12 protein-coding genes and 1 rRNA gene are annotated in these 10,057 nt (G+C 46.4%); 7 read left to right on the top strand and 6 right to left on the bottom strand.

Annotated features, from left to right (window positions below):
- Nucleotides 1–164 precede the first annotated feature (164 nt).
- A 5S ribosomal RNA gene (gene rrf, locus WG89_RS00385) occupies nt 165–280 on the top strand.
- Between the two features lie 524 nt (nt 281–804).
- Here the strand turns inward: rrf and WG89_RS00380 are convergent.
- Nucleotides 805–945, bottom strand: coding sequence for a hypothetical protein (locus WG89_RS00380; protein WP_153301330.1), 141 nt, complete (start codon nt 943–945; stop codon nt 805–807).
- 61 nt (nt 946–1,006) lie between these two features.
- On the opposite strand from WG89_RS00380, the gene WG89_RS00375 reads away from it, so the two are divergent.
- Entirely contained in the window at nt 1,007–1,651 is a 645-nt protein-coding gene (locus tag WG89_RS00375; protein WP_062260056.1) for an NAD(P)H-binding protein, read from the top strand.
- Between the two features lie 15 nt (nt 1,652–1,666).
- Here the strand turns inward: WG89_RS00375 and WG89_RS00370 are convergent, their stop codons facing one another.
- Nucleotides 1,667–2,368 (bottom strand): hypothetical protein, encoded by a 702-nt coding sequence (locus WG89_RS00370; RefSeq protein ID WP_153301329.1) that lies wholly within the window; start codon nt 2,366–2,368, stop codon nt 1,667–1,669.
- Nucleotides 2,369–2,559: 191 nt separating this feature from the next.
- Here WG89_RS00370 and WG89_RS00365 point away from each other — a divergent pair, with 191 nt between their 5' ends.
- From WG89_RS00365 to WG89_RS00345, 5 genes are all read left to right on the top strand, one after another.
- Nucleotides 2,560–3,501, top strand: coding sequence for a TauD/TfdA family dioxygenase (locus WG89_RS00365; RefSeq protein ID WP_172806658.1), 942 nt, complete (start codon nt 2,560–2,562; stop codon nt 3,499–3,501).
- A 59-nt stretch (nt 3,502–3,560) separates the two neighbouring features.
- The gene (locus WG89_RS00360; protein WP_062260052.1) at nt 3,561–4,382 is read left to right on the top strand and encodes a hypothetical protein; all 822 of its coding nucleotides are present in this window, start codon (nt 3,561–3,563) and stop codon (nt 4,380–4,382) included.
- A 103-nt stretch (nt 4,383–4,485) separates the two neighbouring features.
- A complete protein-coding gene (locus WG89_RS00355) occupies nt 4,486–5,394 on the top strand; it encodes a DMT family transporter (protein ID WP_062260050.1) in 909 nt (302 codons plus the stop codon).
- An 84-nt stretch (nt 5,395–5,478) separates the two neighbouring features.
- A complete protein-coding gene (locus WG89_RS00350; protein ID WP_062260049.1) occupies nt 5,479–5,811 on the top strand; it encodes a hypothetical protein in 333 nt (110 codons plus the stop codon).
- A 63-nt stretch (nt 5,812–5,874) separates the two neighbouring features.
- Nucleotides 5,875–7,587 carry an anthrax toxin-like adenylyl cyclase domain-containing protein gene (locus WG89_RS00345; protein ID WP_153301328.1) on the top strand — a complete coding sequence of 571 codons (1,713 nt, stop codon included), beginning with the start codon at nt 5,875–5,877 and terminating at the stop codon, nt 7,585–7,587.
- Here WG89_RS00345 and WG89_RS00340 read toward each other — a convergent pair whose 3' ends face one another.
- The 4 genes from WG89_RS00340 to WG89_RS00330 all read right to left on the bottom strand — a co-directional run bounded on the left by WG89_RS00340 (nt 7,588) and on the right by WG89_RS00330 (nt 10,056).
- The gene (locus WG89_RS00340; RefSeq protein WP_062260045.1) at nt 7,588–8,481 is read right to left on the bottom strand and encodes a hypothetical protein; all 894 of its coding nucleotides are present in this window, start codon (nt 8,479–8,481) and stop codon (nt 7,588–7,590) included.
- 83 nt (nt 8,482–8,564) lie between these two features.
- Nucleotides 8,565–8,900, bottom strand: a complete 336-nt coding sequence (locus WG89_RS00335) for a hypothetical protein (protein WP_062260043.1) — start codon at nt 8,898–8,900, stop codon at nt 8,565–8,567.
- A 203-nt stretch (nt 8,901–9,103) separates the two neighbouring features.
- Nucleotides 9,104–9,274, bottom strand: coding sequence for a helix-turn-helix transcriptional regulator (locus WG89_RS30025; protein ID WP_153301327.1), 171 nt, complete (start codon nt 9,272–9,274; stop codon nt 9,104–9,106).
- Between the two features lie 152 nt (nt 9,275–9,426).
- On the bottom strand, nt 9,427–10,056 hold the full coding sequence (locus WG89_RS00330; RefSeq protein WP_062260064.1) for a LysE family translocator: 630 nt from the start codon (nt 10,054–10,056) through the stop codon (nt 9,427–9,429).
- Nucleotide 10,057 lies beyond the last annotated feature (1 nt).

Below are 10,057 nucleotides of genomic sequence, written 5' to 3'. Positions count from 1 at the left end.
CGTTGAGCTAACCAGTACTAATGACTCGAGAGGCTTGACCATATAACGCCAAAGCGATTTAGCCATACACGGCGAGAGTGCGCAGCAAGAAGCAACTCAAACAGCTTAAGTTAAAAACGGATTCCAGAAGCTGAGATTAACATCTCAACTTCAAACCAGTTTTGCCTGGTGACCATAGAGTGTTGGAACCACCCGATCCCATCCCGAACTCGGAAGTGAAACGATACATCGCCGATGGTAGTGTGGGGCTTCCCCATGTGAGAGTAGGTCATCGCCAGGCACTAAATATAAAAACCCCGACAGCGTTGCTGCCGGGGTTTTTTATTTATACGCCTTTTGATTGGACTCTCACAGAGAACCCCACACGCATCGACGATGACTGTCGTTCACACCGCGTTCGGGCCCGAACTGGGAAGTGACAAATTTGACCGGATCAAATTTGGACGCACTTTTATGCACAGGGATGTGAGGTATGTCGAGTTGCAGGAGCTTTCATCGACCAGTGCGCCCGCAGGATGAACTACAGGACGTAGTTCATCAAACGACACATCGGGCCTCGTTCACGAGGCCTGCTATCAGCACATTCAGAACAAGATCGGTCAGCAGCCAGGCATTCCCAGTCGAAACTCGATGGGGTTCTTAAGGACTTGTCTGAAATTAACTTCCCTATTGAAACCCTCTCAAAACCCGTTCGGGCTGAGCCTGTCAGAACCCTTCGACAAGCTCAGGGTGAACGGAATCCTGTGTAAATCTGGAACTTATTTTGAGACAAATCCTAAGACAGAAACTTGACAGAATTCCAGCTCAATAAATACTGACTGTCCAGCTTTCCAGCTTTCCAGCTTTCCAGCTTTCCAGCTTTCCAGCTTTCCAGCTTTCCAGCTTTCCAGCTTTCCAGCTTTCCAGCTTTCCAGCTTTCCAGCTTTCCAGCTTTCCAGCATCCAACGAAAATCCGTTATATTATTCACCCCATAAGAAAAAGCTTTAAACACTAGCGGAGAAAAGTATGTCTAAAACTGCTGTGATCATTGGTGCCACAGGCCTGATTGGCTCCGAACTGCTAAGACAGCTCCTGGAGTCCAGTGAGATTGAAAAAGTAATCAGTCTCAGTCGTAGAGAATTACCTTTGAATTCTGCAAAGCTTGAAAGCCATATTGTCGACTTTCAGCATCTGGATCAATATAGGCACCTGATCAAAGGCGATCTGTTCTTTTCCTGCCTTGGCACAACCAAAAAGAAGGCCGGCTCCCTCTCTGCCCAGAGAAAAATCGACTTTGAGTATCAGTTGGAAGCTGCCCGTATTGCTGCAAGCAATAGTATTCCCCATTATTTGTTGATCAGCTCTAGTGGTGCGAATCCCAAGAGCTTCTCTTCTTACTTGAAAATGAAAGGCGAGCTTGAAGATAGAGTGAAGGCGCTATCTTTTCAGTGCATCAGTATTTTTCAGCCCTCATTACTGATGGGTGAGAGAAAAGAGCATCGATTTGCTGAAGAGCTAGGTGCCAAATTATTGCCTTTACTGTGCAGGCTTCCTGGTTTGCGGAAGTTCAGACCTATTTCAGATAGACAGTTAGCCAGTAAGATGCTGGAAATTGCTCTCGCTGGAAGATCTGCTGAACAAGTTTATAGACTTGATGAGTTGTTCCTCTAACAAAGATGAAGAGAGTCAGCTTTTCCTGAAGGCCATTGCAAGCAGTTTGGGGTCACGAAGATAGACAACATAGCCAAGTCCAATCAAAAAACTAAGAAGATCTGTCTGAATGAAGTAACTGACCATTATATTGGCAGACATATAGAGTAATGAAGATAGAAGAAGGGCACTTCCAGCCAGATTGACATAGTCTATGGGGTCTTTGTGTTCGAAGGCTTCTAACATGGTCAGCGGCTGATCTTCGCTGCAGTAAGCTAATAAATAATCGACGGATGTATGTTGTGCAGACTGACAGTATAAACGTCCACTATCGTTTCTTATTTCTTGTCCTAACAGAAATTGCTTCTTTTGGTCTCTGAAGGCACAGAGGCACACGCAATCATGATCTTCACAGATAGCAGAAGCGCTTCCATGGTGTTTCATACAGAACTGATCATGCCTGTTTCCAGGCTGCTCCCAGAGTATGGTTGAGAGAAGAGTTATCCCTGGAACTCTGGAAATATGACCTTCGCCATATACTCCCTGACATCGTTCTTCATTTTGTGCTGCCCACTCAAACTCGAGCTCTGGGTTAATCATCATACAGGATGGCAATTTTAGCTCTTTCCACTCTAGGCTCATTGTTTCTGGTGTCTTGGCCATCAGATGATTTTGAGCGAACAAAATCATGAGTAACAGGGGGAATCTGTTAGGAACATGAGCAAACCAGAGTGACATATCTTTTATCTCATTCGAGTTAGGCATGAGCGAATGAGTATAGGAAGGAAATGTCGTTTCATCCTGAATGAGGCTGAACTTTCGGCATTGTACTGATCCATTGTCTATGCTCTGGCCAGTTTTTTCTGGTTGTACTGACTGTGATATGTCCCATGAAAGATGATCATTCCACTTGTTGGATGAAAGGCCAGATGAGTCGAGTAGACTCAAGTGTGATCAAGCTGAGTGAAGAGCAAGTGATGTGTCTGGAGCAGCTTGTGAAAGCAGCCTTGAAATCATTCCTTATCAATAATGAAAGACTGTTCTTGCCTGAACCTGCAGAGCTTTCAGAGTTGGTCAGTCAGTGTAAACATATTCTCAACTCAGAGAGTGGACTGCTCATTCTACGACAAATACCTCTGGATAGACTCACTCCGAGAGAACGGAATTTTATGATGTGGTCTATAGGTAGCTGGATCGGCAGACCATTGCCCCAAAACTTTAACGGTGATTTATTGGGGCGCGTAGAAAATGCTTATGAGGAAGGTGACGATCTAAGAGGCTACCAGCCAGAAAAAGAACTGCCCTTGCACACAGATAGAGGTGATGTGGTATGTCTTCTATGTGTCAGACCAGCTTTACAGGGAGGGGAGAGTCTTTTTGCCAGTGTTCACTCTATCCATCATTACCTGCTGACGCATCATCCAGAGGTTTTGTCTGTGCTGGCGAAAGGCTTTCATATGGGGCTGCCCTTGGAGAAATACAGCATTAGTGGTTGTCAGGTCCCGGTATTGGCAGTCGAGAATGGCTTTATGAGTGCCTATTATGTTCGTGCATTTATCGACTTTGCTGCAGAGGTTATGGGTTGGGCCTTTAGTACAGAAGAACTTCATGCTTTAGCCTGTTTCGAAAAAGCCTGCAGGCATCCGGAAATACGTTACCAGATCAAACTTCAGCGTGGAGATTTGGCGATATGGAATAACCATACATGGCTTCATGGCCGAACAGCATTTTCAGATTTCAGTGGTGGGAATAAATCTGATCATCGTTTAATGCTCAGGCTTTGGTTGAGGTCAGCTACTGATTGGCCGATGCCTGTATCTATGTGGCTTCACAAATGTACGGATTTGGGTGTGGTTAACAGACATCGCTGAGTTTGGCGTAGACTGAATTAGAAGGATGTTATTTATTAAAAAATGATCAGGGATCGATCATGCGTTACTTATTGTTCCTGCTTTGTGCATATACGTCTTTCGGCTGGGCCATGCTGGAAATACCTTTTTCCAGTTCTGACTGGCCCAAAGGGAATTATCAGAAAGATTGTAAGGACTGTCGCATTGATGACGGCCGCCTGAGTTGTTCCTGTGAAGCGCCGGACAATAAGTTCTACAATCGCTCCCTGGATCTGTCTTTATGTACTCTGGATACCGTTTCTGTCAGGCGAGGGGTTTTGTTTTGTGAAACTGACTTGAGCCTTGTCCCTGAACCTGAAGAAGTTATTGAGGAAGACACTTCTGAACCCATAGAGCCCATAGAAGGTCTTCCCAAAGGTGATTACCTGCGATATTGCTCTGAATGCAGGGTTGAGGATGGCGTTCTTGATTGTCGCTGCAAGATCGGCGGATGGGTCTGGGATTCCTATTATAAAGTGTCCCTGCCGTTGGCGAGCTGTGAGGAGCCAGATAGGGTGCTCTATGCCGGTGGTTTGCTGTTCTGTTCACTGCATGAGCTTCTGGAATTTCATGGATTAACGAATCGGTGTAATGACTGCCGGTTGGCTAACGGGAAGCTGATATGCCGTTGCCAGAAAACCAGGTGTGGATGGAGCAGCACCGACATTAAGAAAGGCAGAAACATTACCCGATCGAGTCTGCCCTCTATGCAGAACTGCACGTCTGCCATCAATAACTGCAATGGTAAGCTGAGATGTGGTGAATGCTGGTCCTGGGATTATTCGGATGAGACTGTCCTCAGCAGGCCTGTTGAGGGCCGAAACCCCAAGCACGGCTATTGTTATCCGGATTCTATCTGGTGAGCATGATATCGATAGACTCCTGATGGAATTAGACTAGAATTGCTTCTCTTGCCCTCCAAAAACAAGAACGAAGTACGGGCCATAGCTGCCTGAGAGATAGCCAATGTACAATGTCGCGTTATATGCCCTGACCGTAATGATCTGGGGTTCAACCTGGATAGCCATTACCTTTCAGCTGGGTGAAGTGCCTGTTCCGGTATCAATTATTTACCGGTTCGCTATTGCCGGGTTGCTGCTATTTGCGATTTTAAGCCTGACTCGAAAACTGCAGAAGCTGGATCGAAAAGATCATTTCTATACCTTGCTGCAGGGTTGCTGCCTGTTCTGCTTTAACTTCTATTGCTTTTATTCATCCATTCAGTACATCAACAGTGGCTTGAGTTCTGTGGTTTTTTCGGTCGCTACAGTGACTAACTGCGTGGCCAACTGGTTGTTTTATAAGAAAAAACCCAGTTTCAAAGTCGTTGCAGGCTCTTTTGTGGGTCTGATCGGGATTACCGCCATGTTCTGGCCTGAGTTTTCATCGGACGGTAACTGGCAGGAGACTTTGAAGGGCGTTCTGCTGGCCATGCTGGGTACGGTTTTCTTTTCCCTGGGCAATATGATTTCCATTCGCCATCAGAACAAGGGGCTCAAGCCGCCAAGTACCAATGCCTGGGGCATGTTTTACGGTACTTGTATCTTAACACTGGTGACGCTACTTCAGGGGATTCCCTTTGTTCTCGACGGGCGGACTGAATATATAGCGGCACTTTTATACCTGGCCATACCGGGTTCAGTGATAGTTTTTACTACTTATCTGTTGTTGGTGAGCAGAATTGGGGCAGACAGAGCGGCTTATGCCACAGTTATGTTCCCTGCTGTGGCGTTGACCTTATCTACCTTCTTTGAAGGCTATCAATGGAGCAGTCTGGCCGTTGTGGGTTTCGTTTTGGTTGCTTTGGGTAATGTGATTATTTTCTTTAAGTGGCCACTTAAAACAAAAACGCCTTTAAGGGCTGAATCCTGTTAGTCAGGGGTACTGTCTGTTTTGTTATCCATTCTCCATGCTCCCTCATTTAGAGTGAAGGAGCTAACACACAAAAGGAAGTGGATTATGGACGTACAAGGACTTTACTCAGCAATGGGTCATGGTAAATCCTATGAAGCAGACAGAGCTGCTGTTCACAGCAACATTGCTACTGCGGCAAAGTACACTGCCAAAGCTGCTTGTTGGTTTGGTATTGCAGCAGTCTGTGTGGCTTTGATTCCTGTAGATCTTGTCATGAAAACGGGTATCAGTTTGCTTGCACCGGAAGAGAGTACACCGTTGTCAGAGAGAAAATCGGGTAAGTGGGATACTGATCAGGCTTCTATCCGAATGGATAAGCAGACCCTGCAGGATGGGATTAAGACGGCAACCACAAAGCTCGCATCAGCTGCAGCTTAATATCGTTGTCAAAGATGAATACCAGCCTAAGGGCTGGTATTCATCAGGCAGGGAGGCCTTAATTTGAACAGGACAGGAGACTCTTTAAAGCTCCCCTCATTCCAGAAAGCGGATCTGGAAGCGAAGGATGGTCAGGATTCAGGACCTCGAGTAACGAGATCAAAATCCACAGAAAGACTGTGCCCGTTGACCCTTCATGTGCCTCCCTCCAGTTCAGCACCAGGAACCCCTCTTAGCAGAAGGCGATCCAATACCCAGCCCGACATGCCAAGCCCTTTAATTGTCGTTTCCAGACAGAACAGTGACTCCAGTGACAGTAGTGCTCATGGGTTTTATGACGACAGGAGGAGAATGTCTGGCCCTGAGGTTGTTATTCATGATCCCAGACGCAGGAGCTCTGACTTACCTGATATTCCTTCTTCATCAACCCTGCCTCAGGGTGAGTATTGGAAAGTCCCGTTGAGACCGGTGAGTCAGTCATCAACAAGAAGAGGGTCTATTCAGTCTCAAACCTCTGAAGATGGAGAGCTAAAGCGTTTTCTGAGTTCGCCCAGGTCGCTTTTGAGAAGAGGGTCTGCTCCAGCACCAAAAATTTTTAGAAAGTCTCCTACACCGCCTGATGCATCTGATCATAGAAAAGATCTTCCCACTGTTTGCGGCTTTGAGGCGGTGATGTCACATCCTAAACAGGGTATTCCAGCGGAGCATTTGCTGAGCCTTGCCAAAAGATTGAAATGGGATAAAGCCATTTTGGGGATACGCCCCTTTGAACGAATTGCGACTACTTTGGCGCTCTCAAAGAAAAAGTCCAAGAGCCTTATTTATAAGCTCAAATCTGCAAACTGGGGCCCTCATGCTGCGGTCATGCCTCTTTTGCAAAGACTGAGCAAGCTGTTTGGGGACACAGAGAAAACCATTGCCAACTTCCAGGGCTATGCAGACTTGATCAAGCGAGAAGCTGTACCGCTGGTGGTAACGAGGGAGAGAATCCGGGAATTATCAGAACTCTATTTTGGCAACAGTAATCAGGCTGTTTTGGAGAATCTGAACTGGAGCAGTGACCGGGAGCTTTTCTTTACTGCCAGACCAGAAAGCCAATCAGAGGATTATCAGTTCAGGGCAACGTGTAATGAGGAAGGGGACTTTCTGGTTGAGATTAAGGAAGGTGATGAGTTTGTACCTTTCTATGTGATCGATCTTATGCCTGATTATGATCTCAGCTTTCTGTTCTTCCCCTTTGAAAAGGTTGATCTGGGAGGGGAGGATAAAGTGCCGATCCCTATGGTCAGCCATGAAGTGGTTCAGCACCGTTTACAGGTTTATCTGGAGAAAGGCAGAAGAGGCTCTTCTGCGGGAGAAACTACGCCGAGTTATGCCATTTTGGAGGAGGGCGCTGCTAACAGGAAAGTGTTCCTGAAAGATATGGATCAACAGTATGGCAACATGACGATGCGTGAAAGGCAGTATCTGAGGATGCTGAACAGGGCAGTAAACCGACACCCGGACAAGAACCCTCTCTTCCATCATGGTGCTGATAACCAGAACCCGGTAACTGACTTGAAAACGAACTTCCCGATGACGGTTATTGTGCCTGTTGCAGTGGGTTGTCTGACAGATACATTCTATATGGTAGAGAACAAACAACAGCTGAAAGCGTTGCTAAAAGAGTTAAAGGATTGCAAATATTATGTACCGGTCAATCCTCTCTGGGAGGATGTCATGGAGGTACGTGCCGAATCATTCACCCTCTATGAGCGAAGAGTCAGCAAGGTCTGATCAGTCCTGTGGTGGCCTCTTGGGTTTAAAGGCAAGGTCGGGTGAGTCCAGATCTTCTCGTGATGGGGGCGGAGAGGTTAATACGGGGGAAATATATTCTTCTGCTCCTTGAATGAACTGTTCTAGAAGTTCTTTTGAATCCAGACGGTGTTGCATCAGTTCCTGAATAAATACTTTGGGGTCTTTTCCATAAAGGGGCAGGTATCGACAGCATTCAGCAAAGCCATTCCTGAGTTCCTGCTGTAATGACAGTGTCGAGTAATCCCTAATGGTCCTATCGATCTGCTTCCTCAAAAAACGCTCAACTTTGGAGGCTTTCTTTTCACAGCAAGCTTCCTGGCTGTCCGGTGGTAACTTCTGGAGTTCATGAACGCAATGCCGTTTGGTGAATTCGATACTTTTGAAGTGTTTATCACCTGACGCAGGAATTAATGGGTATATCCAGCTCAGGAGGTCTGAGCAAAGGGCATTGGCTATTTTTGATTCACATTGACTCAAAAGTCCGGGTGCAATTTGATTAGCTTCACCCCAAAAGAAAACCACCAGGAGTGAAGCTGGACAGTCCAGACCTTCAATCGTTTCTTTAAATATCTGTTCAACAGAAATACTGGGATGTCTTTCCAGATTCAGTCCCAACTCTTGCTGAAGGCGTTCAGGCGTATATTCGGATGATTCAGGTTTTGAGGTTGAATACAGCTCTTCAGGAGTAGGCTCTCGAATAGTGATCTTACGGCTTGATGTCGCTTGAGGGTTATTTGTTGAAGAGGATGCGTTTTTCAGGATTGGTTTTACGCTCGAAGAAATCCTGGGGAAATCTTCATATTGCTGTGACCCCTGCTCTTTTTGTTCTGCAGATAAGCCGGGTTGTATGGCAATTAAGGTCAGGCTGTCCATGCCGCTTCTTCCTGATATCAGTGATCGATCAATCCTTAGTTAGATCTGACTGATATCAGAAAGTTCCCTGTAATCTCTGGCAGTCAAGCTACTCGCAGGCTGGCGTTCAAGCCATTGTTACTGGCATTGGCAAAGACAAAATAGAGGCGAACAGCCACAAACGCCAAGCCTGTAATCAATCCGAGAGTGATGTTGGCAACACTCATCATGTACAGGCCCGCCAGCGCTGCAAATGGCAGCCAGGGTAGAAAAAGATACATGAAACGGAGATAGGCCCTGACTTTATTCTTTTGTCTGGCACCCAGAAGACCCAGAAAAACTGCGGGCAACAGAATCAGAGGGAGGACTGCTGCAATCAGGACCAGAAGAGCCATCCATTCGGGTGATTGGCCAAGCAGGTTTTGAAGAGTCATCAGCATGATATTGCCTCCAGATTTGATGCCGTCATAGTGCCGACTCCGGAAAGGCAATACTGTAAGAACTTGCCGTTTGCTGATTAGAATCTGCTTTCACCAAACTGAGTAGATATACTTCGAAAAAAACAGTCTGACGAAAAAGAATGGGGGTATGTACCGCAAATAAAGAGGGTGGCAGACACCCTCTCGGGAAATGTATTGAGCGACTATTTCGCTATAGGCAGCTGCTTTATCATCCAGCTTTCAATATCCGATTTGAACCAATAGGCGTTATTGCTGAAAGGCAGTTTGATAGGCCTTGGAAAATCCTTTTCTTGCGTGGATCTTCTGGAAACCCGGGTAAGCACCTGAGGGAAGGAAAGCAGTTTGTCTGACATCTGTGACTACCTTGCAGAGCCTGACAATTGAAGGGCGCTCTGCGTTGTTTTCTACGAAATAGTTTTGATATCCGTTCCAGGATAAACGTCACAATTATGTCCGGCGAACCCTAAACATCAGATTAACAGCCTATTCATTCATTGATATGGCGTTAACCAGAAGCCAGCATCTTGGCTCCAAACAGTGTGAACAGTCCACCCGTAAAGTAGTCAAAAATATTCGATACTTTCTGGTAAGCCTTCTGGGCTCTGGCCCTGGAAAAGGCAAAAGAAAGGAACAGGTGCCAGAGCAAAGTGATCACCCCCATAATGGACATAGCCATAAAGACAAAAGGCCAGGTGACCGTCCCCTTGATCACAACAGAGAAAAGACTGATGACGAAAAGTCCGGTTTTTGGGTTCAGCAGGCTGGTCACAAAGGACAGAGTGAAGAGTTTTCTGCTGTTAAGAGACTGAGGCTGGTTGCTGGAACTAAAGGTTGAATGGCCATTTTTGCGGGTGGAAATAATCTTGCTGATTCCCAACCAGAGAAGGTAGCAACCACCCAGAACTTTAAGAGAAGTCTGCAACCAGGGGAAAGCTTTGAGTATAACCAGCAAACCTGTGGCTCCGAGCAGGCTCCAGAGTAGAACGGCTGCAGACACCACGAATGCTGCAGAGCGGGCTAATCGACGATTGCCTGTCAGTGCAGTGTTCATTGTGAGGATAACATTGGCGCCCGGTGTCATGACGGCTATTGTCCAGATGAGGGTAATCTGAACCGCTGCGTTTACATAATCCATG

It is taken from the genome of Endozoicomonas arenosclerae, from assembly GCF_001562015.1.
Taxonomy (GTDB): Bacteria; Pseudomonadota; Gammaproteobacteria; order Pseudomonadales; family Endozoicomonadaceae; genus Endozoicomonas_A; species Endozoicomonas_A arenosclerae.
The sequence above is the reverse complement of the archived record's forward strand: the minus strand, read 5'-3'. Positions and strand labels throughout refer to the sequence as shown.